Source organism: Enterobacter wuhouensis (assembly GCF_004331265.1).
GTDB lineage: Bacteria > Pseudomonadota > Gammaproteobacteria > Enterobacterales > Enterobacteriaceae > Enterobacter > Enterobacter wuhouensis.
This window is the reverse complement of sequence record NZ_SJOO01000002.1, coordinates 664,195-687,698: the sequence shown is the minus strand read 5'-3', so window position 1 is coordinate 687,698 and position 23,504 is coordinate 664,195. Positions and strand designations below refer to the sequence as shown.

The 23,504-nt window shown below is 51.0% G+C and carries 20 protein-coding genes, 1 tRNA gene and 7 pseudogenes; 21 read left to right on the top strand and 7 right to left on the bottom strand.

Features of this window, described 5'->3' with window-relative positions:
• Positions 1–7 precede the first annotated feature (7 nt).
• Together proA and E0L20_RS07360 are read left to right on the top strand one after the other, a co-directional pair.
• Entirely contained in the window at positions 8–1,261 is a 1,254-nt protein-coding gene (gene proA / locus E0L20_RS07365; protein WP_131633376.1) for a glutamate-5-semialdehyde dehydrogenase, read from the top strand.
• Between the two features lie 112 nt (positions 1,262–1,373).
• Positions 1,374–1,446, top strand: a tRNA-Thr gene (locus tag E0L20_RS07360).
• Positions 1,447–1,549: 103 nt separating this feature from the next.
• Here E0L20_RS07360 and E0L20_RS07355 read toward each other — a convergent pair.
• Positions 1,550–2,302 (bottom strand): annotated as a pseudogene (locus E0L20_RS07355) (DUF4942 domain-containing protein); the annotation flags it as partial.
• A gap of 103 nt (positions 2,303–2,405) precedes the next feature.
• Positions 2,406–3,341, bottom strand: a pseudogene (locus E0L20_RS07350) (reverse transcriptase domain-containing protein); the annotation flags it as partial.
• Positions 3,342–3,433: 92 nt separating this feature from the next.
• Between E0L20_RS07350 and E0L20_RS07345 the strand changes: the two are divergent.
• Positions 3,434–4,252: pseudogene (locus E0L20_RS07345) on the top strand (ExeA family protein); the annotation flags it as partial.
• A gap of 205 nt (positions 4,253–4,457) precedes the next feature.
• Here the strand turns inward: E0L20_RS07345 and E0L20_RS07340 are convergent.
• Positions 4,458–5,330, bottom strand: a pseudogene (locus E0L20_RS07340) (extracellular solute-binding protein).
• 795 nt (positions 5,331–6,125) lie between these two features.
• On the opposite strand from E0L20_RS07340, the gene E0L20_RS07335 reads away from it, so the two are divergent.
• The 6 genes from E0L20_RS07335 (at position 6,126) to E0L20_RS07310 (ending at position 12,637) form a co-directional block, all read left to right on the top strand.
• Entirely contained in the window at positions 6,126–6,671 is a 546-nt protein-coding gene (locus E0L20_RS07335; RefSeq protein WP_165500692.1) for a LuxR C-terminal-related transcriptional regulator, read from the top strand.
• A gap of 106 nt (positions 6,672–6,777) precedes the next feature.
• Positions 6,778–7,389 (top strand): fimbrial protein, encoded by a 612-nt coding sequence (locus E0L20_RS07330; protein ID WP_131633374.1) that lies wholly within the window; start codon positions 6,778–6,780, stop codon positions 7,387–7,389.
• A gap of 56 nt (positions 7,390–7,445) precedes the next feature.
• Positions 7,446–8,147, top strand: coding sequence for a fimbria/pilus periplasmic chaperone (locus tag E0L20_RS07325; protein WP_131633373.1), 702 nt, complete (start codon positions 7,446–7,448; stop codon positions 8,145–8,147).
• A 117-nt stretch (positions 8,148–8,264) separates the two neighbouring features.
• Entirely contained in the window at positions 8,265–10,826 is a 2,562-nt protein-coding gene (locus E0L20_RS07320; protein WP_242673388.1) for a fimbrial biogenesis usher protein, read from the top strand.
• A 44-nt stretch (positions 10,827–10,870) separates the two neighbouring features.
• A complete protein-coding gene (locus E0L20_RS07315; RefSeq protein WP_165500691.1) occupies positions 10,871–11,425 on the top strand; it encodes a fimbrial protein in 555 nt (184 codons plus the stop codon).
• A gap of 264 nt (positions 11,426–11,689) precedes the next feature.
• The gene (locus tag E0L20_RS07310) at positions 11,690–12,637 is read left to right on the top strand and encodes a hypothetical protein (protein WP_131633370.1); all 948 of its coding nucleotides are present in this window, start codon (positions 11,690–11,692) and stop codon (positions 12,635–12,637) included.
• 424 nt (positions 12,638–13,061) lie between these two features.
• Here E0L20_RS07310 and E0L20_RS07305 read toward each other — a convergent pair whose 3' ends face one another.
• Positions 13,062–13,331, bottom strand: a complete 270-nt coding sequence (locus tag E0L20_RS07305; protein ID WP_131633369.1) for a hypothetical protein — start codon at positions 13,329–13,331, stop codon at positions 13,062–13,064.
• A gap of 237 nt (positions 13,332–13,568) precedes the next feature.
• Between E0L20_RS07305 and E0L20_RS07300 the strand changes: the two genes are divergently transcribed.
• The 12 genes and pseudogenes from E0L20_RS07300 to E0L20_RS07240 all read left to right on the top strand — a co-directional run.
• Complete coding sequence (locus E0L20_RS07300; protein ID WP_131633368.1) at positions 13,569–14,444, top strand: GTPase family protein; 876 nt, start codon at positions 13,569–13,571, stop codon at positions 14,442–14,444.
• Positions 14,445–14,613: 169 nt separating this feature from the next.
• Entirely contained in the window at positions 14,614–15,249 is a 636-nt protein-coding gene (locus tag E0L20_RS07295; protein ID WP_131633367.1) for a hypothetical protein, read from the top strand.
• Positions 15,250–15,284: 35 nt separating this feature from the next.
• Positions 15,285–15,737, top strand: coding sequence for a YfjS/YafY family lipoprotein (locus E0L20_RS07290; RefSeq protein ID WP_131633366.1), 453 nt, complete (start codon positions 15,285–15,287; stop codon positions 15,735–15,737).
• A complete protein-coding gene (locus tag E0L20_RS07285; RefSeq protein WP_131633365.1) occupies positions 15,734–16,213 on the top strand; it encodes a hypothetical protein in 480 nt (159 codons plus the stop codon). The genes E0L20_RS07290 and E0L20_RS07285 overlap by 4 nt, the downstream gene beginning before the upstream one ends.
• A 119-nt stretch (positions 16,214–16,332) precedes the next feature.
• Positions 16,333–17,151 carry a DUF932 domain-containing protein gene (locus tag E0L20_RS07280; RefSeq protein WP_131633364.1) on the top strand — a complete coding sequence of 273 codons (819 nt, stop codon included), beginning with the start codon at positions 16,333–16,335 and terminating at the stop codon, positions 17,149–17,151.
• Between the two features lie 269 nt (positions 17,152–17,420).
• Entirely contained in the window at positions 17,421–17,891 is a 471-nt protein-coding gene (locus E0L20_RS07270) for an antirestriction protein (RefSeq protein ID WP_131633362.1), read from the top strand.
• Between the two features lie 11 nt (positions 17,892–17,902).
• Positions 17,903–18,382 (top strand): RadC family protein, encoded by a 480-nt coding sequence (gene radC, locus E0L20_RS07265; protein ID WP_131633361.1) that lies wholly within the window; start codon positions 17,903–17,905, stop codon positions 18,380–18,382.
• 20 nt (positions 18,383–18,402) lie between these two features.
• Entirely contained in the window at positions 18,403–18,624 is a 222-nt protein-coding gene (locus tag E0L20_RS07260; protein ID WP_131633360.1) for a DUF987 domain-containing protein, read from the top strand.
• A gap of 22 nt (positions 18,625–18,646) precedes the next feature.
• Positions 18,647–19,027 carry a type IV toxin-antitoxin system YeeU family antitoxin gene (locus E0L20_RS07255; protein WP_131633359.1) on the top strand — a complete coding sequence of 127 codons (381 nt, stop codon included), beginning with the start codon at positions 18,647–18,649 and terminating at the stop codon, positions 19,025–19,027.
• Positions 19,028–19,077: 50 nt separating this feature from the next.
• Positions 19,078–19,455, top strand: a complete 378-nt coding sequence (locus E0L20_RS07250) for a TA system toxin CbtA family protein (RefSeq protein ID WP_131633358.1) — start codon at positions 19,078–19,080, stop codon at positions 19,453–19,455.
• Positions 19,452–19,823 (top strand): annotated as a pseudogene (locus tag E0L20_RS07245) (DUF5983 family protein); the annotation flags it as partial. The gene E0L20_RS07250 and the pseudogene E0L20_RS07245, both read left to right, overlap by 4 nt.
• Positions 19,784–20,812, top strand: a pseudogene (locus E0L20_RS07240) (EAL domain-containing protein); the annotation flags it as partial. The pseudogenes E0L20_RS07245 and E0L20_RS07240, both read left to right, overlap by 40 nt.
• A gap of 264 nt (positions 20,813–21,076) precedes the next feature.
• On the opposite strand, the pseudogene E0L20_RS24270 reads toward E0L20_RS07240, so the two are convergent.
• The 3 genes and pseudogenes from E0L20_RS24270 to E0L20_RS24035 form a co-directional block, all read right to left on the bottom strand.
• Positions 21,077–21,594: pseudogene (locus E0L20_RS24270) on the bottom strand (transposase).
• A gap of 388 nt (positions 21,595–21,982) precedes the next feature.
• The gene (locus E0L20_RS07225) at positions 21,983–22,597 is read right to left on the bottom strand and encodes an inovirus Gp2 family protein (protein ID WP_131633355.1); all 615 of its coding nucleotides are present in this window, start codon (positions 22,595–22,597) and stop codon (positions 21,983–21,985) included.
• Between the two features lie 303 nt (positions 22,598–22,900).
• Positions 22,901–23,455, bottom strand: coding sequence for a recombinase family protein (locus E0L20_RS24035; RefSeq protein WP_165500689.1), 555 nt, complete (start codon positions 23,453–23,455; stop codon positions 22,901–22,903).
• Positions 23,456–23,504 lie beyond the last annotated feature (49 nt).

Below are 23,504 nucleotides of genomic sequence, written 5' to 3'. Positions count from 1 at the left end.
CCAGAACATGCTGGAACAAATGGGCGCCGCCGCGAAGGCCGCCTCTTACAAACTGGCGCTCCTTTCCAGCCGTGAGAAAAACCGCGTGCTGGAAAAAATCGCTGATTATCTGGAATCACAGTCCGAGCAGATCCTGCTCGCCAACGAGCAGGATCTGCTGGAAGCCCGCCGCAACGGCCTGAGCGAAGCGATGCTTGACCGTCTGGCGCTGAATCCTGCGCGCCTGAAAGGCATTGCCGACGATGTTCGTCAGGTCTGCAGCCTCGCTGACCCGGTAGGGCAGGTGATTGACGGTGGGCTGCTCGACAGCGGCTTACGTCTGGAGCGTCGCCGCGTGCCGCTCGGCGTGATTGGCGTCATTTACGAAGCGCGTCCAAACGTGACCGTTGACGTCGCCTCCCTGTGCCTGAAAACCGGCAACGCCGCCATTCTGCGCGGTGGGAAAGAGACCTGGCGCACCAACGCCGCGACGGTGAACGTCATCCAGCAGGCGCTGGAAGAGTGTGGTCTGCCTGCGGGCGCCGTGCAGGCGATTGAAAGCCCCGACCGTGCGCTGGTGAACGAGATGCTGCGCATGGACAAATATATCGACATGCTGATCCCACGCGGCGGCGCGGGCTTGCACAAGCTGTGCCGCGAACAGTCGACGATACCGGTGATCACCGGCGGAATCGGCGTGTGCCATATCGTGGTGGATGACACCGCTGAGATTGAATCGGCGCTGAAGATTATCGTGAACGCCAAAACCCAGCGTCCGAGCACCTGCAATACGGTAGAAACGCTGCTGGTGCATCAGGGTATCGCGAACGCCTTCCTGCCTGCGCTGAGCAAGCAGATGGCGGAGAGCGGCGTGACGCTGCATGCTGATGCCAACGCGCTCGCGCTGCTTCAGGACGGCCCGGCAAACGTGGTTCCCGTTAAAGCCGAGCAGTATGACGATGAATTCCTGTCGCTGGACTTGAACGTGAAGGTGGTTGCCGATCTCGATGACGCTATTGCGCACATTCGTGAACACGGCACGCAGCACTCTGACGCGATTTTGACGCGTACCCTTCGCAATGCCGATCGCTTCGTGAACGAAGTGGATTCATCCGCGGTGTACGTGAACGCCTCCACCCGCTTCACCGACGGCGGCCAGTTCGGTCTGGGAGCAGAAGTGGCGGTCAGCACGCAAAAACTGCACGCGCGCGGTCCGATGGGGCTGGAAGCACTGACCACCTACAAGTGGATCGGCTTCGGCGACGATACGATTCGTGCGTAAATAAAACGCGGGTGATGCAAAAATAGCCGTTTGAATCAAAAGGGCATTGACGCATCACCCGGTTAGATCTAACCTTTTGCCCCGTGGTTACGCTCGTAACCGGCCTCTCAGGGCCGATATAGCTCAGTTGGTAGAGCAGCGCATTCGTAATGCGAAGGTCGTAGGTTCGACTCCTATTATCGGCATCATTAAATTCATATAGTTACGATGTAATTCTGTCTTTTTTACACCAACAAATTTTCCTATGTAAGTGCTGGTGTAAGTGATTTTCATCAATGATAATCAACTCTACCTTGCTGCCAGTGTTCCCGGATAGTGCCTGGCAATGATGTCATTCAGTTTGTCGACCAGTTCCGGTCGCTTAAACGTGATATGCGCGGTTCCCTTCTGAAAGTATTTGATTGCAAACATCTCATCCTCATAACAGTTACTGTGCCTGTTAGCATGGATATGATCGCTGAGACGACGGGTAATGTCAGTGCGGTTGTCGGGAACCGGTTTGCCATCAAGAAGCATCAGCATGCGTTCAAGGTCTGCAAGCCGATCACGTTGCCAACCCCAGTTAAGCCCAAATCCCCACCGATCACATTTGACCAGTCCCGTAACGATGATCTTTTTCCCGAACTTACATGGGCTATTGCTCTTAAAATCCCAGCTCAGCCCTTTAAACACGTTGATCCCCCCACGCTCAAACACCTCGCCTTTGCTCTGGTGCAACTGCTCAAACGTACTGAGGATATTGGCTTCACTGACAGCGGGAATATCGTCCTTTTCCAGGCTGTTGTACCACTGCTCACGAGCCTGAGCATCCATGAGCGAAAGCATGCCCGACTTCTTCATCAGGTCTCGCCATATGCTGCGATCGAGATTACGGGTAATAGCTTTCATCGCCGCTTCTGGTTTATCCATCAACCAGCAGCCGCAACGGAAATCCTGCTTCATAGCCCAGTCCAGCGCGGTTTTTCCCCCGATACTGCGGGTCAGCATCGAAACATCGTCCAGTTGTTGCATAAGCACTTCAATCTGCGCCAGAGCGCCATTTGATCTTACCCGCCAATAGTGGACACGCGACTAAGTGAGTAAACTCTCAACCAGAGGTGATTACTCATGACAAAACCAGTATCAACCAGCAAAACGGCCCGTTGTTCAGCCTGAGTTTCAGGCTGTCTTCAAGCACACCCCGACACTCCTCCCTGATGGCTTCTGCCTGTGCTTTGGTGCCTTTGACGATAAGCACGAAGTCATCGGCATACCGGCAGTACGCTACAGCAGGTTTCCATTGCCAGTTTTCTCTGACTGCGGTGCTTCGGTCTCGCTGGATGCTGTTATTGCAGTACCAGCGATCCTTTCGGGCTTTCCCGCTCAGGTAGCGCGTATGCAGATACTGATCGAACTCATTGAGCATGATATTCGACAGCAGCGGCGATATTACGCCACCCTGCGGTACGCCTTCTCTGGCCGCCCGAAAGAGACCGACATCAATGTGCCCGGCCTTGATGGCTTTCCACAACAGGCTCATAAAGCGTGTGTCACTGATCCTGCGGCGGACGGCCTTCATCAGCAGCCGATGATGTACGGTGTCAAAGTAACTGGACAGGTCGCCTTCAATCACCCAGCGTCCTCGTGTTTCCCTACAATCGGTAAGCTGTAACTTCACCGTGCGGATCGCGTGATGGACGCTGCGTTCAGGTCGGAAGCCATACGAGAGGGTATGAAAATCACGCTCCCATATCGGCTCCATCACCATCAGCATGGCCCGCTGAACAATACGATCTCGCAGTGTGGGGATACCCAGTAGTCGCTGTTTGCCGTTGCTTTTGGGGATATAAACCCGTCTGACTGGCAGAGGGTGGTAACAACCTGAGAGAAGTTCATCCCTGCGTATTTGTAGCTCAGCAGCCAGTCTGGCCTGTAGCGTTGTTTTGTTCACACCATCAACGCCGGGGGTATGCGCCCCCTTTGATGCAAGTGTGATCCGCGCCGCTTCAGCCAGCCATTCTGGTTGTGTTATCAGACGCAGTAGCCGTTCAACCCGTCGGGACGGGTTGGTGGCTGCCCATGTGGCAAGCTTGCGTTGCATTTCGCTGATTATCAAAGGTCTTCACCTTATTAGGTCAGTTAATCCACGTCGCAAACACATTCAAACTGCTTCCCTTCGCCATGTAATGGGCCAGCGGTAAAACCGTCACCCTGCGACGCCTGCAGCAGCAACTGATGGATGAAAACAAAATCATTGTCGCCCGTTCACTGTCGGTGGACAAACAAAGCGTCCGTCTTGCCACGCTGATTAACGCCCTGTTTTACGACCTGGCGCAGGATAAGCAGGTGCAGATCCCTAAACAGGGTGAACGCCGCGAGCGTGAGCTGCAGGAACTGGTCAAAAAAGGTAAGCGCCCGGTTGCACTGTTTGTTGATGAGGCTCATGACCTGAACGGTCATACACTGACGGGGCTCAAACGGTTGATGGAAGTGGTTGAAGACGGTGGCGGTCGGCTGTCTGTCGTTCTGGCCGGACACCCAAAACTGCGTAATGACCTGCGTCGTCCGACGATGGAGGAGATCGGGTATCGTACTGATATTTTTACGCTGGACGGGCTCACCGGCAGCCAGCGCGAATATATCCGGTGGCTGCTGAAGACCAGCACCAGCAAGGGTAAGCCGGAAGATATTCTGACGACCGAAGCAGTTGATCTGCTGGCGATGAAACTGCGAACACCGTTGCAGGTCCAGTTACACCTGACGCTGGCGATGGAAGCAGGATACCAGACAGGTGAAAAACCGATTACCGCCACGCTGGTTGAATCCGTGCTGTCACGTCAACTGGATGACCTGGAACCAACGCTCACGCGGCATGGTTACCGCCTGAAGGACATGGTGGAGCAGTTCGATGCAAAACCTGCTGAAATCAGGGCATTATTTAACAATCAGTTAGACCCTGCCCGCACAGCCGAGCTGCGTGACAGAATGCTGGCGGTCGGTTTGCCGATATGACGATGTTGATTTGCAGTTATTGTGATCCCGGCGGACTGGATTGCGAGTCGGGCAGGATAAATGCGAGTCCATTATCATTTAATGTGAGCCGGGGGTGTTTTTGATTTGCAGTTAATGTGAGCCAAAATTTGCGCTGATTGCGAGTCCGACTGTTTTCGATTGCGAGCCGTTACAGATAACCATCCCGCCACCCAGCCCGGTTTTCTTAGCGGGCGTATAAGCTGTCTCCTTTAGGTTCGGCGTGGCCAAACGCTTTGAACAGTTTCTGCCCCTCGGCGCTTTGCATAAACGATACGAACTTTTGACCCTGTTCCACACCATCTTGTGCGTCTTTCAGCACTGCCGCATAAAGCACCATTGGTTGAGTGTGGACTACCTGATCCCGGCCATTGCTGTCTTTAATGGTGAAACTGACGGTTTCATACCACTGTTTCGTCATTGCCGGATTGCTGAGGTTGATTTCATCCGGCAGCGCGACATACGGCAAATGAACTGAGTGAACTTCATCTTGTATCCTGCTGCTGCGTCCACCTGACCGCTTTCCAGACGGGCGAGCAGACCTCCTTCCTTGAGTTCTGCAGCGAGCCAAAAATCTCATCGGCGATACCCGGCATGTTGTAATACTTTTCAGCCAGCATCAGGCTGAAGACAATATTCTGGCCTTTTGGATCGACATAAGGATCGGTGCGGCCGAATGAGACATCTTTCTGCGCCAGCAAGTCAGCCACGAGCCGTCTTTCTTACTGCTGGCCTGTTCAAACTGCGTCGCATGTTATCCTCAGGGCTGTAAGCGACCACCATGCTGATACTGGCGACCGGGACCGCCTCATCTATCTGCCCGGCATCTTTGAGGATCTGCATCGGTCCCGGGGTGATGGAGACGAATACATCGGCCTCAATTTTGTGGCTTGCCAGCAGACGTGCCATCCCATATGCACCTTGCCCTTGCCCTGCCCTGCCCCTGATAATTGTCATTGTTTATTCTGGTGAAGCCCGGACCTAATCCCTGATCCATAACTTTTCCCATGGAGCCAGCATAAGTAACCCCTATATCCTTTACTCATGCCATGAATGGCATCTGAAACAGCACAACCGCCGCCAGAGCAACCCCTTATTAAAATCAGAAAACCTGAGCCGGATTCTAAACCAATAAAGTAAAACTGAGATCGAACCTGCTGTCTTTTTAGTGCAATGCGCAAAAAATGTCATCAGACCTTAACGAACGTGAATTGTTAACCGAGTTACATCTAACGGACAATTAATCTTTCATAAGGATAGTCTTGAAATTTTGCATGGAGACTAAGTAAGAATATTCTTTTTACTAAGGCATTCTTTTTAATTTATTCGATCTTCTCCAGTATCAATTTAGTACCCGGATATGATGGGTATAGAACAGATTTTATCATGGAAGATAGAAGTGACTTTTCGGATCCGCTGAAAGAAAACTCTTGATATTGTCTTCTAAAAACTATTTGACAATCATCCGGTTTTGCTTGAGCTAAATGGAAATTAATCTTGGTGAAGGTTAACGTTTATGGTTCGTTTATAATCGCTATGTACAACCTGCGAAAGTGAAACAAAATGTGTCTAGTTAAAATTTATATGAAAATCAAATTTTGTTAAAAGAAAAATAGTTTCTATAGAAACTTATATTACTTATATGTTTTGTAAGGTTTTTTATTTAATACCCTCATTTGGTTATTCAGATAATCGATCGATATCGTTATTTTTGATAGCTATTGACTATTGGTTAATTGCTCTTGATCAGTTTTGACGATCGTTTGTTAGTGTGTAAAAATACGCCGCATCAGAAAACAGATGATGATTAGGTTGTAACTCAGTGAAAGATAGACATCTTCTCATGGAAAGAGATATGGACAGTGTTCCTGAAGTAGAGAAGCAAGCCTCATTGCGTCAGCTGTGTTTTACCTTCGGAACCAGAGAAATCGCCAGACAACTGAAAATCCGGGAAAGTTATACTGACTATAAATTTATAGACTTTGATGAGCGCATACTTAACCCAATATCGACATACGATTTTGCTCTTGAGCATTGCTGGGGAAAATGTGTTCTTGTGTCAAGTAAAAAACTTCTCCCGCTCGCTATTTTCTATTATCACCATTTTTGGTTTGTTTCAACGGTCATTGAAGCAGACAGAACACTAGACTTCTCGGTCGAATGGTTGTCCAGTCTTAACGGAATAAAAGGATTAATCTCCAGTATGTCTCGTCTACCTTGTTTGTCCTGGGTTGAAGTGGTTATCCTGGACGGATTTATGGCGGGGAAAAGTATAAGCATAATAGCCAGATCACTGGGTAAGCATCCTAAAACGGTATATGGATATCGAAAGAGAATCGCCGTAAAAATGGGACTGAAAAAACTGGAGAACCTGATTACTTTAACAACTATGGATTATTGAAAAGTTTTTAAGCTGAATATCAGGACGTGATTTAGTGTTCTGATACTTCACAGGTGCTGCACGTTGCAATCAGCGTGTGGTTTTATTGCAGGAAAAAGGTAATAGCATGAAAAAAATTATTATGGCCTCACTTATGCCGGTATTGCTGTCGGCGGCATTTGCTTCTTTCGCAGCAGAAGATACGACCACGCCAAATCCTATCACTGTCGATGGCGGTAAAATTAACTTTACCGGCTCCATCAAAGCGTCTCCTTGCGCTGTGGACAACGATACCGATGGACTGACGGTCCGCCTGGGGCAGGTGCCGACAAATCGCCTGGTCACCAAAGGTGATACAAGCTCTGCAGTTCCGTTTGTCATAAAACTGGTTGGCTGTAAGCTGGCATCGACCGATAAAGATGACCCGACCAAAGCGGCAAACTATACCGCGGCTTCTGTAACGTTCAAAGGAACAACGACAGGGGACGATTCCACTCTGGCGCTTCAGGCTGCAGCCGACGGCGCAGGGGATACCACGAACACTGCCCGGAATGTAGGGATCCAAATCCTCCAGAACGGAAAATCGCTGAAGGTTGACGGCAGCACAGCCAGTACAGCACAAAAAATCACCGATGGATATAACGAAATCCCCTTCAGTGCAGAGTACGTCGCCACTGCAGATGGTGCGGTTGCCGGCTCGGCTAATTCCAGTATTGAGTTTCTGATGAACTATCAGTAATCACTGTCCCTGCCTGTCTGCAGGCAGGGACATCATTTTTCAGTCGCGGAGCATCTATGCCTGGTTTTTTATCTCGTCAGTTCGTTTACGCAGCACTGGCTTCGTCAGTAATGATAACGCCGTTTCTGGCTTTTGCCGGAGGCATCACCCTGGATGGTACGCGGATTGTTTATCCCGCAGGACAAAAACAAGTGGCCGTTTCAGTGAGAAATACGTCACCAAAATCCAGCTTTATGGTGCAGTCCTGGACAGAGCAGTCTGACGGCCGAAAAACAGCAGACTTTATCGTTACACCTCCGTTGTATGTCAGCGGCCCGGGTAATGAAAATACTCTTCGCCTGATGTATGTCGGTGTCCCCGTAAAGGCTGACCGGGAAACACTTTATTACTTTAATACTAAAGCAATACCTGCAATGGATAAAAAAGATGGCGAGAATAAAAATTTACTGATGCTGGCAGCAATTACCCGCATCAAGCTTTTCGTTCGCCCTGAAGGACTCACCCCTTCCGTAGATAAGGCGCCGTCTGCCCTGAGTTTTCGCCGGGACGGTAAGTCGCTGGAGGTGGTTAACCCGACGCCATATTATATCACGCTTGCACAGATAAATATCGGAGGGCACAAGTTGCCGGACACCATGGTGGCTCCCCGAGGGAGCATCAGGATGCCGCTTCCTGCCACGACCGATAATACAATTTCATATCGAAACATTAATGATTATGGTGCCGTCACACCGGTAATGCATGCCGTGGTCAGGTAACCCTCTCCGCCCATGCCCGGGAGGCAGTGATATGAGTGAAAGAGTCCAGCCAGAATGAAAATAATAAAACAATACTTCAGCCGCAGGTCATCCCTGTCTGTCTGCATTGCGCTGGCTATGGCAGGTATAACGTCGCCGGTTTATGCTGAACTCTATTTCGCGCCAGAACTTATTTCATCGGACATCCGCAGCGTCGCAGATTTATCCCGTTTTCAGCGGGAGGGCGCCCAGTTGCCGGGTGTTTACCAGACTGATATCTATGTTAATGGTAAGCAGGCTCTTAACAGGCAGCTCAGATTTATTGATACGTCCGGGCTGCAGGCGTCATCTAATGAAAAAAAAGATGTGCATTCGTATTTCCACGATAATACCGGGCTGATGCCCTGCCTGACCCGTCATGACCTTGAATCCCTGGGAATAAAAACCCGTGCGTTTCCGGACATAATGGCAGCAGGCGATGAGCAATGTCTTGCACCCGGGAAATATATTCCTGAAGCTTATACCGCATTTAACTTTCAGACAATGCGACTCGATATCAGTGTGCCTCAGGCTGCGATGCAGTCCAGTGCCCATGGATATATCCCGCCGGAAAGATGGGATGAAGGAATAAATGCTGCACTTCTGAACTACAGCTTCAGTGGTAATCAAAGTCACGGTCGGTATGGTGATAGCGGCAGTCATTACCTCAACCTGAACGCCGGATTGAATCTGGGAGCATGGCGTTTGCGTGACTACCGGACCTGGAGTGAGTACGACAGCCATTATTACAAATACCGCCGGTGGCAGCGCATCAAGACCTATATCGAACGGGATATTATTGCGTTGAACAGCGAAGTCATCCTGGGAGACAGTACAACCGGCAGCGATGTGTTCGATTCTCTGGGGGTCCGTGGCATTCAGCTTCAGACGGACGACAGCATGTTTCCTGACAGTGTTCGTGGGTTTGCTCCTGTCATACGCGGAACAGCAACCTCCAATGCTAAAGTCACCATACGCCAGAACGGATATACGGTGTATCAGACGTTTGTTTCACCGGGCGAGTTTGCTATTGACGATTTGTACCCTGTTTATTCCAGTGGAGACCTCGAGGTTTCAGTGACGGAGGCGGATGGACACACCCGGGTATTCAGTGTCCCGTATTCCTCCGTTCCTGTTCTCCAGCGAGAGGGGCGATTCAAATATGCCCTGGCTGCCGGACGGTATCAGTCTTTCAGTAGCCGCTATGACAGTCCTGAGTTTGTTCAGGGCACGCTGATATGGGGGTTGCCTCATAACGTGACAGCTTATGGCGGAATACAGTATGCGGAGAAGTATCAGTCCGTGCTGGCGGGGGCAGGGCTTAACCTCGGCATGATTGGGGCGTTTTCAGCTGATATCACACAGGCCGACAGTACGCTTGCTGACGGGAGCCATCATCAGGGTCAGTCCGTGCGTTTTCTTTATGCCCGTACCCTGAACTCTTTGGGAACCACGTTCCAGCTGACCGGCTATCGATATTCCACCCAGGGTTTCCACTCTCTGGATGAGACTGCCCTTAAGGGCATGGAGGGGTGGAGATACGATACCGATACCGTTGATGCAGAGGGAAATCCGGTGAAACGACCATGGACCGATTACTACAACCTTTACAATACCCGGCGGGCGAAAACGCAGGCCAGTATTTCACAACGGCTGGGGCAACTGGGTTCCGTTTACCTGACGGGTGTCAGACAGACGTACTGGAACACCACGGGCCGGGATGATTCCCTTCAGGCGGGATTCAGCAGCACAGCAGGCAACATCAGTTACAGTCTGTCATACGGTTACAGCAAAAGCAGCAGTCAGTCCGGCGCAGACAAAACGTTTTCGCTCTCCGTGTCTGTCCCGCTCGATACATTCATGGCGGGCGACAGCGGTGTACATCACTCACTGCGTGCAACTTATATGGCGGCAAGAGACAGTGAAGGTCGGGTAAGTCATCAGGCAGGACTGAGTGGCACGGCCCTGCAGCAGGATAATCTCAGCTGGAATGTTACTCAGGGTTACTCTCACAGCGAGGGAGAAAGTGGCAACTTAAGTGCGGATTATCAGGGCGGATACGGAAACGTAAATGCCGGATACAGCTACAGTCGGGCTTATCGCCAGACCAGCTACGGAGTCAATGGCAGCGCTGTTGCACACAGTGAAGGCGTTACGCTGGGGCAACCACTCGGTGAAACCAGCGTTCTGATTGCTGCTCCCGGCGTGTCGGGCGTGTCAGTGGAAAATGAAACCGGCATTTATACGGACTGGCGTGGATACGCGGTCAAACCTTATGCGTCTGTGTACCGCGAAAACCGGATAGCACTGGATGCATCCACACTGGATGACCAGACCGATGTGGAGAATACGGTGGTAAAAGTCGTGCCAACCCGGGGGGCAGTGGTCAGGGTACGCTTCAAAGGTCACACAGGAAGCCGGGTACTGCTGACGCTGACGCATAACGGGACCCCCCTCCCTTTCGGAACCGTAGTGACAGCCGGAGAGCAAAGTGGAATTGTCGGGGATGAGGGGATGGTGTACCTGTCAGGGATAAACGGTGAGGGCACGGTAAAAGCGGTGTGGGGAGACGGAAAAATCAGTCAGTGTACAGGTCATTACAGGCTACCTTCTGATGCTGAAAAACACCCCTATATTCGTATAAAAAACGATTGTTTCTGACAATAAATTAATTTCTTTAACAGCACACTATAAAGGATAACGTTTTGGAAAAGCATATTAATCATATTCACGCGCTGAAAACTGCGGGGCTGGCCTTACTGCTCACGGCATGCCTGTCCGGTGTTGTTCGTGCAGCAAGTGATACCGCAACGATTACGATTACCGGTACCGTAAAGGCCAGTACCTGCACAATTGACAGCGATTCCGCGAATAAAAAAGTGACATTACCGGATATTGCAGACCGCGATATACAGGGAAAAGGCAAAACGGGTGGCACTAAAGATATTGATATTGTGCTGAAGGACTGTGGCGCATCGGTGACGACGGTTCTGGTCACAGCGTCAGGTAATGCTGATGATGAAAATACCGGCGCATTTAAGAATTCACTCACGGACGGGGCTGACGGGGTGGCACTCTATTTTTATAAAACGGACAAAACAGGGTTATTCAATCCTCAGGGAACTGAAACTGAAACCAGTACCCTCACCCCCTCACAGGATAATACGCTGACCTATCAGGCTGCGTATGTCGGTACGAAAGACAAAGTCACGGCCGGTGCCTTCAGTACCGTCGTGAATATGAAATTTAATTATCAGTAGAAGCAAGTTCGCTGACTGTACGCTCAGTGCCTGGATGACTTTAAGTGTAACGTAGTTTGGTTCTGAAACCAGTACAGAGCAGGCACAACACTCAGTGCTCATGCGCTCTGCCTGAAAGTGAAGTCGTGAACTACTCCGGACGTTGTGGCCATTAAAAATGGTGAGGCCACTTCTGCATCCGGGCCTGGCTGAGTATTCAAAGAGCTCATCCTGTCCTGGTTGCTGACCACTCAGTTGAAAGCAGCAATAATTTGAGAGAAAGATATGGCAGAATGCATTCCTGTCCACCATCGTACCGGACATTCATTTAAATTTGTCTTGCCCGCGCTGATGTATATGGTGCTGATGTCCCCGAACCTGTGTCTTGCAGGAGCAGATGATGCCCGACTTATGGCAAGTAATGAACTTGTCAGCGCGATGGATGTGAAGGGAACCACAGGGACGGTTTACTGGAGAGCCCCGACCACCCCCATCTCAACAAAGGAAAAAGTCGAGTCTATTATAGTGAACAACAGTAGTGGTGGATCGTGGCTTCCCGCGACCGGGCTCAGGATTGTGAACAACTGTACTTTTGACTACACAACTGAAGACGGAAAAAAAGATACAATCGTCGTATCCCTGAAAGGGGTAAAAACAAATAACAGCTACAACCTCCCGGAACCGGCCAAAATTGTCTCCTATGCGATTGCCTGCAGGGCGACGCTGACGAATGAAAGCCACAGCAATATCGTGATGGATGGTCGATATGTTTTTTATGTGAACTTCCACTGGGGAAGCACCAGTGCATATGTCATCAATGGACAGATATCAACGGGAACGCTTTACACAACGCCGTCATGTACTTTATCTGTGCCTGACCCGGCCATAAACTTTACCGGAGATGCAGCCAGTTTTATTAACGGCATTCACCGCAGTGCATCCTTCAGTGCATCATGCGAGGGAACAACAAGTGCAACGTTATCGCTCAGTGGTACGGGTGCAATTGACACCGAAGGATGCCTGTCTGCCCAAAAACAGGGAGATGTCAGTCAGGCGCTCAGGTTGTGTGCAGACGGTTTTAAACTTGATGGCTCGAATAACAAAGAGTTAACAATGGACAGTACCGGGAACAGCACAGGGAGTATCGATTTTAAATTATCATCATACAACAATGAAAAACCACAGCCCGGCGATTACAAAACGACAGTCTATGCTACGATTGCGCCCAATTAAGGGTGACTGATGAAAAATTGTAGCATGTAATAAGGCTATCCCGCCTGGCAGTTAAGCAGATGCTCTTATATGGAACATAAAATATTTTAAAGCTAGTCAGAACAGCATGTATGATGTTGATTTGGCAGGGTATTAACCTTTTGCTATCATAAGGGGTGAACAGCCTCTTCTACGGTCCATACCCCTTATGTCAGAAACAGGATGTGACTGAGCATGGGAAAAATTGACGACATTTTCAGGTTTTCATCATTTCTTATTATTCACTTAAACGGGGCTTATTTGTTTTCGCCAGAAGAAAGGAAATGTCAGACTCCCCTTGTATACATGCCTCAATACCAGGAGGTAAGCACGACCCGGATACGGATACTTTCCATTCTGGAAATGGACAGTGATCAGACTGACTAATGCGTTGAGAATGTTTGTTCTATTGCTCAGGTTGTAATGCGATCCGGTTCAACGACATCATGACAGCCGGGAGGGCATGGGCCTGAAAAACCTCTGTACATGCTGACAGGTTGCCCGTCACCAGAAATTCCACCGGTGCAACCAGTTTGCTCTCATCCGAAAATCCACCGTTCAGTGCCGACTTCCTTACCAGCAGTGCATCCGTATCAACGGCCTGTTGCAGAAAGTCGCGTGTATTTGTCGTGTCAGTCGAATTGACGGAGACGATGGAGGGAGAATAAGGATTCATAAAGGCTCTCTCTTTAATTTACTGGATGAACGTTGAAATGGTGTGTTGGCATCTGATGTCGCAGGTGTGCTGCTCATCATCGGTCCCACATCATTACGTTCGCTCACTAAGACGGAGAGCCTTTCGTCCTTTAACCTGTTACAATCCAAATAATTTCAGACAGATATTATCTCCGTGAATCCCCCGCCTCCTTTACCGGTGTGCGGGGATTTTTATTTTTCACGCTGAGAACCCTGTATGACTAAACCTCGCGGCCTTCAGGCCCTGGAACAACCGCTGGCGTCGCTTCCCGATACGCTTCGCCAGCTTATTCTTGAACGCATTCAGAACCTCACCCACTACGAGCCGGTGATTGGCATCATGGGTAAAAGTGGTGCCGGTAAATCCTCGCTCTGTAATGAACTCTTCCGGGGCAAGGTTTCTCCTGTCAGCGATGTGAACGCCTGTACCCGTGACGTACTGCGTTTTCGGCTGCGCAGTGGTCGTCACAGTCTGGTGATTGTTGATTTGCCGGGTGTGGGCGAAAACGGGCAACGAGACCAGGAATACCGCGCCCTGTACCGGCGTATGCTGCCAGAGCTGGACCTGGTGCTGTGGCTCATCAAGGCCGATGACCGGGCGCTGTCGGTGGACGAACAGTTCTGGCACGGTGTGATGCAGTCTTACCGGCAGCAGGTGTTGTTTGTAATTAACCAGGCCGACAAAATCGAACCCAGCCACGAATGGGATACCCGAACCAGTACCCCTTCAGCACAGCAACAGGAAAACCTGAAGGAGAAGCAGGCCGCCATTACGTCAATGTTTAACCCGCATCACCCGGTCTGCATGGTCTCCGCCTGTAGCGGCTGGGGTGTGGAGGAGATGGTGGCAACCATGATGCGCTGTCTGCCGGACCGCGCCACCAGCCCGGTGGCGACACAACTGCAAGGGAGGCTCTGTACGGAGCCGGTAAAGTCGCAGGCCCGTGACGACTTCGGTGAGGCGGTGGGCCGGGTGTTCGATACAGCCGAGTCATCATCATTCCTGCCCGCGCCGCTGAAAGCGGTGGTTCGCTCCGTGCGTGATGCGGTGGTGTCGGTTGCCCGCGCGGTCTGGGACTGGATTTTCTTCTGAACACACTTAACGACCTCCCCTTGTACACCACACCCGTTTTCAGTAACGGATGACAACTCTCGCCCTTGTTAATAGAATATATCGATCGATAAATAAATATTGATCACTTTAATCGATCGATGTTGTGTGAAACATACCTCCTCCGGATGGACAAAATAAGGAGAACACGATGAAATTACTCACCACGGCGGCGCTGGCCGCCAGCCTCTGCATGACCTCTGTGCCCTCGGTTCTCGCAGAAAATATCGTAGGTTCAGTTAAGGCCTGGCAGTACATGCAGGCTGACGGCTGGAAATCCGCTGACGGGTTCGATGACAACCGCATGCATAACGAGCTGTATCAAGCTGTTGTCCTCGACAATTACCCGTGGACAAATCACTTCCTGCTCCGCAGCAGAGGCGGCAGTTCACTTTATCTGGCAGACAAGAAAGCTAAAACTGTCAAATACATCGATATCAAACCCCGTGACGAATATCCCTTGCACCTGCAGTCGGTATATCAAGGGACTGATGAAGGGAATGGCTGTTATTTCGCCATCGTTGATAACCGTATGAGCAACTGGCATCAGGCCGTTGAAGATAAGCTTCTTTATCAGGACCCGCCCGTTGAGAACATTGATGCAAAGGCGGAGGAACTCAGAAAACAATTCAGCCCGGAAGTTGTGATGAGGGTGAAGGACAACTGTGTCAACAAACAGCAACAGGCTGCTCTGGCAGCAAAACGCTCTGAGGATGACCGGAAGCTGCAGCAGTGGGTGGCAAAACAGAGTATGGCGGAATTATGTCGTCGTACCGGCAACTGCTGACCCGCTGAAAAACAACCATAACAGGGAGTTTTACCATGAATGTATTGACTACGCGTCTGACGACCGCTCTGGTGGTCACCGGCACGCTGCTGGTCTCCGGCTGCGACAGTAAGGAAGATGCTGGCGTGAAGACGATTACCCGATTTAAGGATCTGACCCCGCCGCCGTTCAGCAAGGTAGTGGCGCATAAATCCGACATCGTGCAGGAATGGGTAAAAAAGGATGCCTTCGGTACGCCGCAATACACGGTGATGAAAACCCGTCAGTCGCCGGAAGGCTGTGAGTCCGGTAATTATTACTACATTGCTGATATGCAGCAGAAAACGGTGCAGCCGCTGATAGCCGCCCTGTGTCTCGCTGACAATATTGCTCTGAGCTTCCGGATTGAGACCGACAGCTACACGGGTGAGAAATCGGTGGTGTATTCGCACGATGGCAAGGAAATGGGGAAACTCTATCTGCCGGAGAATCAGGAGAACAATCCATGAAGAAGCTGAAAGGTGTTATCTCTGCTGCAGCCCTGAGTCTGTTTTTGCTGACACCGGCCCATGCCCTGCCCAATATGTGGACCAGTGGCTTTGGTCAGGGCGTAGCTGAATATATCATCACCAGCCCGGAGAAGGTGGTGTTTAATCTGAACTGCACCACCAACCCTGATGCGCAGAATATTCTGCAACACGGTGTTGATCTCACCCTGCCTGATGGAACATCAGTAAGTTCTCATGACGACCGGACGGAAATAACGGTCGTCATGGATAACAGCCAGTATTCGCTACCGTCATTCCTTGGCTGGCGAAACGGTGATAACGCCTGGGTATCATTTATTAACGCGCTGGCTCAGGCCGCGACGTTTGATGTTTACATCAACGATAAAAAAGCAGGAACCTTCAGCCCGGGGCTGAAGAACACGCAGAAAGAGTTGTCGGACCTCAGTGGCTGCCGGACCATATACTACAGCGATTAATTTCTCAAATTTCTGGCTCTCCAGCCAGTAAACCATCTACACCTGATTACACACAGGCCATGATCCTTCGGGAACATGGCCTTTTTGTTTTTATTTCATTATCAGATAAGGAGTTAGCCATGCGATTAGCCAGCCGCTTTGGCCGTATAAACCAGATACGCCGTGACCGGCCACTGACCCACGAAGAACTGATGCAGGTCGTCCCCAGCGTCTTCGGGGAAGATAAACACGCATCCAGAAGTGAAAAATATACTTACATCCCCACGATAACCCTGCTGGAGAACCTGCAGCGCGAAGGGTTCCAGCCCTTTTTTGCCTGTCAGTCACGTGTTCGCGATCCGGGTCGACGGGAGCACACAAAGCACATGCTCCGACTGCGCCGTGCCGGACAGATAAACGACCAGCAGGTACCGGAAATCATCATTCTGAATTCGCACGATGGTGAGTCCAGTTTTCAGTTACTTCCAGGCATATTTCGAAGCGTGTGTACGAATTCGCTCGTCTGCGGACAGTCGTTTGGCGAGATCAGAGTTCCACACCGGGGGAATGTGGTGGAGAAGGTTATTGAAGGTGCTTATGAAGTCCTTGGCGTTTTTGACCGAGTGGAAGAGAAGCGTGATTCCATGCAGTCGCTTTTACTCCCGCCACCGGCACAACAGGCTTTTGCCAGAGCCGCGCTGACGTACCGCTTCGGGGAAGAGCACCAGCCGGTGACGGAAGCGCAGATACTGACACCCCGCCGCTATGAAGACCGTCAGGATGACCTGTGGTCAGTTTTTAACCGGTGCCAGGAGAACCTGCTCAAAGGGGGGCTGCCAGGGCGTACTGCCAAAGGCAAACGCAGCCATACCCGCGCGGTGAAAGGCATCGACGGCGACGTTAAGCTCAACCGGGCACTCTGGGTGATGGCGGAAGAGCTGCAGCAGGCACTGAGCTGATGCCACCGTTGACTGATAACGCCCACCCGGCCGCCATTTATCCTGCCCCCCTGGAGAACACCCCCTGCAGCCGCTCCATCTCCGATGACGACCTGTGCGCCTGGTGCTCACACCTTCTTTATCGTCCCGGTGAACTCAGTCTCTGCCGGTTAAGTCTCGCTGACGGACAATGGCCCTCACACTGTGATGAAGACGGCTATGCGCAGTCCTGTCCGTCACTCCGATTGAACCGGTATCCCCAACACAATGAATGAAAGAGGAAAAACAACATGACCGATAACACTCTGCCACTGTTCACACCCGCAGCAGATGCTCCTGCTGCGGCTCAGCATCAGATTATCGCTATACCGGTAACCGATGAGAACCGCATCAGCTTCTGGCCGCAGCACTTTGGCAGCATTCCGCAGTGGATAATCCTTGAGCCCACGGTCTTCGCGTGGATGGACCGCCTCTGCGCCGATTACCACGGCGGTATCTGGCAGTTGTACACGCTCAGCAACGGCGGCGCGTTTATGGCCCCGGAAGCGGATAGCGAGGGACCCTGGTCTCTGTTCAACGCGATGAACGGCCACGGCGGTGACATGAGTGCCGAAGCGGCAGGGATTACGGTCTGTCTGATGACTTACAGCCACCACTCCATGCGTACCGAATGCGATGCCATGACAGAGCACTATTACCGCCTGCGGGATTACGCGCTCAACCACGCGGAATGTAACACCATCATGCACATCATCGACTGAAGTCAGCAGCTATGGAACAACAGTTACCACTGTTTGCCCGTGAATTAGCCCCTGCCGACCAGCAGATAGTCAGGGAAGCGTTAACCCTGCTGGAGTGCCAGCTACGTGAACCCGGCGCGTCATTTACTTCCAGCCATGCCGTCCGCGACTGGCTGCGCCTGCAGCTCGCGTCACTGGAGCGGGAAGAGTTTACCGCGCTCTTTCTCGATAACCAGCATCGCCTGATAGCCCACGAAACGCTCTTTACCGGCACCATCAACCATACGCAGGTCCATCCTCGCGAAGTGGTGAAGGCCGGTCTGAAGCATAACTGCGCCGCTGTCATTGTCGCCCATAGCCATCCCTCCGGGGAGGCTGAACCCAGCAAGGCAGACCGTCAGGTCACTACGCGTATTCAGCAGGCGCTGGACCTGGTTGATATCCGCCTGCTGGACCACCTGGTGGTCGGCGGCATGGAGATCACCTCGTTTGCAGATCGTGGCTGGCTGTAGCACAACAGGAGAATAACCCAATGAAAATTATCAGTAAACGTCAGGCGATGGCGATATACCGTCAACATCCTCAATCCCGCCTGTTTCGCTTCTGTGCCGGGAAATACCAGTGGTCCGGCAGCGTCTGCCACTATGCCGGGCGGGAGGTGCAGGATATCACCGGCGTGCTCGCAGTCTTCGCTGAACGCCGTCAGGACCGCAACGGCCCGTATGTCGTCCTGCGCAGCGTCACGCTCAATTAACGTTAATTTAAGGAACGCTAAATTGTCGAATAAAATACCGACAGTAAACCACGATATTGCTGAACCCTGGTGGGGGCTTAAACGCAGTATCACGCCCTGTTTTGGCGCACGGCTGGTGCAGGCGGGCAACCGTCTGCATTATCTCGCTGACCGGGCCAGCATCACCGGACAGTTCAGCGACGCGGATTTACGGCATCTCGACCAGGCATTTCCACTGCTGCTCAAACAGCTTGAACTGATGCTCAAACAGCTTGAACTGATGCTCACCAGCGGTGAACTCAATCCCCGCCATCAGCACTGTGTCACGCTCTATGCAAAAGGGCTGACCTGCGAGGCCGACTCCCTCGGCTCGCATGGTTACGTATACCTGGCGATTTATCCGACACCAGCGGCAACCGCATAAAGCTTCTTACTACTTACCCTCGTTTTACCCATCAACAAAGAGATCCCACTATGCAAACCCAACCACTATCCTCAACGCAGGAGGCTACAGCACACCCGTCACCTGTGGAGATCTGGCAACGGCTTCTGAGCCACCTGTTGGATCGTCACTACGGTCTGACGCTTAACGACAAGCCGTTTGGCAACGACTGTGTGATTCAGGAGCATATCGACGCCGGTATATCACTGTGCGACGCCGTGAATTTTATTGTGGAGAAGTACGATCTGGTGCGCATCGATCGTCACGGTTTCAGTACAGAAACACAGTTGCCGCGTCTCACCAGTATCGATATTCTCCGCGCCCGCAAAACCACCGGGCTGATGACCCGCAACGATTACAGAACGGTGACCGACATCACCACCGGAAAATATCGAGAGGTGCAGCCATGAAGCTGCCCCTGACGGTAGAAGCCGATACCATTAACGTACTGGCCCTGAATGCGGGACGGATCGCTGTAGATATTGACGGTATTGAACTGGCTGACCTGATCAATGTGGTCTGTGACAACGGGTATTCACTTCGCGTTGCTGATGAGCCCGGAAAGCTGGTAGTAGAAGATCCACTGCCGCCCGTCGCCCACGTAAACTGCATCCAGTGCAGTACCGCGCATATCACGGCGGAAGACAATGCTCTGCTGTTTACTCTTTCACACCAGTATGAAGACTTTGGTGAGTCGGAATGGATTAGTTACACCGGGTCGGGTTATCTGCTCCACCTGGGTGCCTGGTCATTTCCGGCCAGGAAAAAATCTACCCTCATACGAAAATGTTCACCGCTGAGTTCAGCTCTGCTGTGAGTCAGGCGCAGCTTCAGGTTCTTACGCCGGCGCTTTCGCTTCGCCATTACATCCTGCGTAATCTGCTTTTCCTCGGCCCCCTGTCTTTGCTACTGACCCTGACCTTGTTGTACATATGGCGCCGCTGGGATTCAAGAAAGATGTCTCTGGCAGAAGAAATCAGGAAAGGGATAGCAGACGGCGAATTCAGCGTGCACTACCAGCCGGTCTGTGACGCCGCGACTGGCACCTGCTCCGGTGCCGAAGCACTGATGCGATGGCAGCGTCCCGACGGCAGGAGCATTTCACCGGTGGTGTTTATCCGGGCAGCAGAAGAGGAAGGTCTGATTGTCAGCCTGACGCAGCATCTCTTCAGCCTGATTGAAGAGGACGTCAGGACCTGGCAGGTGACCGCCCCCTTCCATCTGGGCGTGAATATTGCAGCCCCTCACCTGACAGACCGGTCGTTTACCACTGACGTTCTGAGACTGTGGGTATCACTCGATCCTGCTTTTCGCCTGGTGCTGGAAATTACCGAGCGCAGCCTGGTTGAGGACACAGAAACGGCGTCGGCGAAACTCTATGAGCTTCGCCAGAAAGGCTGTCAGGTGGCCGTGGATGATTTTGGTACGGGCTACTGCTCGCTGAGCCTGCTTCAGAGTCTGCCAGTGGATTACCTGAAAATTGACAAAATATTCATCGACAGCCTGACGTCAGCCGGTGCGGATACGCCAGTGCTGGACACGATTATCGACCTCAGCAGGCGTCTGAACCTTACCACCATAGCGGAGGGCGTGACGGCTGTGCATCAGGTCGACTGGCTCATTAAAAATCAGGTGCAGTACGTGCAGGGATATTATTATGGCAGGCCCATGCGGGCAGCCGATTTTTATCTGTGGTACAGGGAAAGAAGTAAGACTCACACGGGAGAACGGGTTGTCGCCACTCAGCATCAGGAGAGCGTTCGCTGACAGGGCCGATAGAGGCATCATGTATATCGGCAGTTGGCACTGAATCAGATCCCACTGCCGTTGACCGGAGAGACGCTGTTACCGGGCCGCCGAACTTCTGGCCGACAAGGATACTGGAAGCGAGGAATTACAGACAGGATGAAATAAATTCGGCCCGTTATTCCGGCACGCAAAGCGGTAACCTGGACTTTTCTTTGCTTAAGACACCGAAGGAAAAGAGGGAGATACATCCGACTCTGCTGCCATGGCCTCAGCGCAGGTACGCTACACGACATCAATCGTGGGAATTATCACTTTGTTCTCCCGGAGCCAGTCCTGTAACTCTTCGGCCTTGAGAATTCCTTTATCGGTGCGCATCGCCATCGGTAGTAGGTGTGTAACACCGTTCCGCTGTATTCTGCCGGTGAACGCCTTTAAGCCAAGATAGCAATGCAATTTGGCCCGCTTACTGACGCTGCTGTAATCCGGACTGCGAAGCGGAACGCCCATCAGGGCAAAAATGGAATCAATAAAGCCCTGAGCGGCCCGCAGGGTGAGCCGGAATACACGTTCAATCACCAGGACAGTCGTGATGGCAAGGTCAGAATAGCGCTGGGGTCGTCCCCGTGATGGAGGAGGGGCTGACTCATACCAGGCCTGAATAGCTTCATCATCCAGCCAGAAAGTCATGGAGCCCCGGTTGATAAGGGCTTTATTGTAAGTGCGCCAGTTGGTTATCCTGAACTTCTGCTTTGCCACGAGAATGCCTGTCTTGTCAGGGGATGTGTGATCTGATCCTTCAACTCAGCAAAAGTTCGATTTATTCAACAAAGCCTTGCAGATGTTGAAAACCTCTTAGAATCCAGCCCTTCGGTTGTCAATTAGGATATGCAATCACTTGATAGCCGTGTCGCTTTTTTGGACATGAGCATGGAAGAAAAGCACGCCGCCGAGACGTTAGCCTGGTGCAAGAATATTTCTGTTCAAAAAAACAGGAAGGTGATTCGCAAGGACTGTAGGGAGAATTCGCTCTTTACAACGCAGACTATCGACGAAGCAATCGCTATCATGACTGAAAGTGGAAAAATCACACCAAATTGAAGATCCTGGGGGGCAGGTTATTTGCTGGCTATATTATTGAACTCTAACGTAAAAAAGGCCTTCCCTCGTAGAGAAGGCCCATTACGAGGGTTACTTACGGCTACCACCGAAGTTACGTTCCCCCTCTTCGTAGTTTTTGCTTTCGAGTTTGGTCAGGTAGTCCAGTCGTATGAACAACATGCCGTACTCATAGATATAATCTGGAGAGTTTTGGTCCAGAATATACCGACAGTTTTCAGGGAAGTGTACCAGTCCGTGGTAGTCTTCCACGTCCATACCTAACGCGCTGTACCAGGCTCGGGTGATCATCATCCGTAAGCTGGTATCAACCTTGTCGTCACCTAAATGCTTGTAAGCCTGTTCGTTGAATATCAGGCAAACATGAAAGTGGCATTTCCCTGACTGGCTGTATTCTTTAGCCCACAGGCTACGCAGAGTATTGGGGTGGACCCGTGTACCGTTACGTCTCCTGCGTCGTTCACTGTTTTTAAGTATCTCTTTGAGCGAGTCTATGAACCGGGATATCGCGCCAGGTTCCAGGTTAGGGAAGCAGCAAACGGTATCTTCCAGTATTGGGGGATAATGGAGATCGACACGTACAACTGTAATGCTGGTATAATCATCCGTGGCATAATCGATCACCTCCTGCATGGTATCCAGGTTGTCTGCGTTGTGTAATCCGTGAGTGCCTAAGTACGTTTTCATAATATATACCTATGTGGGTGGTCCTACGGCAGGGACCGTATTAGGTGAGTAGCCACACAGGCTGGGTTATACTCGTTCTCAATCTGCCCCCATTAAAGGGGAACTGACCCTTACTGGTAATAAGGGGTTAATACTGTGATCAGTACAGTAGATCTGTAGGTTAGTTATTATGGAATAGTAGGCTAACTGTTATGTACAGTAGGTTAGCCATTATAATACCTTTTCCTACATCTAAATTTGAGACGAAGGTAGCCCCAGCCTGTGATGGCTGTTAAAAAGTTACTCTGGAATTAGCTTTTTAAATTAACCGATAATTCCGTTACTCCAGTGTCGTTTAACTGTTGATAAGCTGATGCCCAGTTGTTGGGCTATCTGTGACTGTTTATAGCCTTTCAGTTTTAGGGTATAGATACTCAGTTTGTGCTTGCTTCCCTCCTTCCGACCTAACGGTTTTTTTAATGTTCTATGTTTGCTTCTGGTTGATTTAAGATTCTGGATGTCAACCTGTGTCTGAACCGAGATCAGAAAAGACATGCAACTTTCCGCTGAAGGTTCAATTCTGCTGTAAGGGTGATAACAGTAGATATTGATGTCTTTGATGAAACAAGAAAACAAGGTATTCAACATGTCATTGATATTCTCTCCAAGGTTGTTTAAATCGGTCAGAATGAGCGTGTCTCCTTTCCCCATCTCATTTATGAGTTCTTTTAATATTCGGCGGTTGGCTCCAGCGATCTCAATTGCCACATTCTCCACGGGAATAGCAAACTCTTTAATTATCTCCAGAAATGTAGGGTGTTTCTTTGTTGTGCTTGCTTCTTGTGCATCCTGGCACAGTTGATAGTGGAAAAATTTCACATCTTGGTCTCCTGAGCAAAGAAGGGGTTGCATTTCGTATGTTAATCTC

Coding starts and splice junctions, on each gene's coding strand:
- E0L20_RS07325 (WP_131633373.1), top strand. CDS start 7,446: ATGCCTGGTTTTTTATCTCGTCAGTTCGTTTACGCAGCACTGGCTTCG.
- radC (WP_131633361.1), top strand. CDS start 17,903: ATGGAACAACAGTTACCACTGTTTGCCCGTGAATTAGCCCCTGCCGAC.
- E0L20_RS07335 (WP_165500692.1), top strand. CDS start 6,126: ATGGACAGTGTTCCTGAAGTAGAGAAGCAAGCCTCATTGCGTCAGCTG.
- E0L20_RS07260 (WP_131633360.1), top strand. CDS start 18,403: ATGAAAATTATCAGTAAACGTCAGGCGATGGCGATATACCGTCAACAT.
- E0L20_RS07310 (WP_131633370.1), top strand. CDS start 11,690: ATGGCAGAATGCATTCCTGTCCACCATCGTACCGGACATTCATTTAAA.
- E0L20_RS07330 (WP_131633374.1), top strand. CDS start 6,778: ATGAAAAAAATTATTATGGCCTCACTTATGCCGGTATTGCTGTCGGCG.
- E0L20_RS07320 (WP_242673388.1), top strand. CDS start 8,265: ATGGCAGGTATAACGTCGCCGGTTTATGCTGAACTCTATTTCGCGCCA.
- E0L20_RS07285 (WP_131633365.1), top strand. CDS start 15,734: ATGAAGAAGCTGAAAGGTGTTATCTCTGCTGCAGCCCTGAGTCTGTTT.
- E0L20_RS07280 (WP_131633364.1), top strand. CDS start 16,333: ATGCGATTAGCCAGCCGCTTTGGCCGTATAAACCAGATACGCCGTGAC.
- E0L20_RS07270 (WP_131633362.1), top strand. CDS start 17,421: ATGACCGATAACACTCTGCCACTGTTCACACCCGCAGCAGATGCTCCT.
- E0L20_RS07295 (WP_131633367.1), top strand. CDS start 14,614: ATGAAATTACTCACCACGGCGGCGCTGGCCGCCAGCCTCTGCATGACC.
- proA (WP_131633376.1), top strand. CDS start 8: ATGCTGGAACAAATGGGCGCCGCCGCGAAGGCCGCCTCTTACAAACTG.
- E0L20_RS07300 (WP_131633368.1), top strand. CDS start 13,569: ATGACTAAACCTCGCGGCCTTCAGGCCCTGGAACAACCGCTGGCGTCG.
- E0L20_RS07250 (WP_131633358.1), top strand. CDS start 19,078: ATGCAAACCCAACCACTATCCTCAACGCAGGAGGCTACAGCACACCCG.
- E0L20_RS07290 (WP_131633366.1), top strand. CDS start 15,285: ATGAATGTATTGACTACGCGTCTGACGACCGCTCTGGTGGTCACCGGC.
- E0L20_RS07225 (WP_131633355.1), bottom strand. CDS start 22,597: ATGAAAACGTACTTAGGCACTCACGGATTACACAACGCAGACAACCTG.
- E0L20_RS07305 (WP_131633369.1), bottom strand. CDS start 13,331: ATGAATCCTTATTCTCCCTCCATCGTCTCCGTCAATTCGACTGACACG.